The 856-nt window shown below is 71.3% G+C and carries 1 pseudogene; it reads right to left on the bottom strand.

What is annotated here, in order from left to right:
* Positions 1-511: pseudogene (locus D8M34_RS18305) on the bottom strand (polyphosphate kinase 2); the annotation flags it as partial.
* Between the last annotated feature and the right edge of the window lie 345 nt (positions 512-856).

Below are 856 nucleotides of genomic sequence, written 5' to 3'. Positions count from 1 at the left end.
TGGGGACCAGCGTGTCGTGGCGGGCGCGGGAGTAGGCGCCCCAGGGGGTCATCGACTCCAGGGCCATCGGGGAGAGCTTCCACTGCGTCAGCGGGTTGGCCAGGCGCTCGGCGAACCGCCGCGCCTGCTCGTGCGCGCTGACCGAGAACCGGTACTTGCGCAGGTGGACGCCGTCCTCGACGAGCATGTTCTCGAAGACCGGCGGCTGGCGGAGGAACCGGCGGTACTCGGCCTCGGTGCAGAACCCCATCACCCGCTCGACGCCGGCGCGGTTGTACCAGGACCGGTCCATCAGCACGAGCTCGCCCGCCGAGGGGAGCTGCTCGACGTAGCTCTGGAAGTACCACTGGCCCTTCTGGCGCTCGGTCGGCGCGGGCAGCGCGACGATCCGGGTGAACCGCGGGTTGAGGTACTGGGCGACCCGCTGGATCGCCCCGCCCTTGCCCGCGGCGTCGCGCCCCTCGAAGACCACGACCACCCGGGCGCCCGCTGCCCGGACCCATCCCTGCATCTGGAGGAGCTCGCCCTGCAGGCGGAGGAGCTCGGCGTCGTAGACCTTGCGCGGCAGCTTCGGGGTGCTCACCCCGCACAGCCAACCAGACGGAGGGGTGACGCGACGGACAGTGCGGTGGGCTGGCGCGTCGGCTATTTACTCGTCTATCGTGTTTATTCGCGACGACGACGCCGCCTCCCTGCCCCACCACTCCTCCGGGGGAGGCCCCCGATGCGTGCCGTCACCACCCGTCCCGCCTTCGCGCTCGCCGCACTGGCCGTCGGCGCCTTCGCCATCGGCACCGGCGACTCCGACTTCACCCCGCTCATGCACAAGCTGCGCGGGCTGGACAAGCGCGTGATC

The sequence above is a fragment of the Microbacterium sp. HSID17254 genome (assembly GCF_003989315.1).
Lineage (GTDB): Bacteria > Actinomycetota > Actinomycetes > Actinomycetales > Microbacteriaceae > Microbacterium.
Note: the sequence above shows the minus strand (reverse complement) of the source record. Positions and strands in the feature narration are given on the sequence as shown.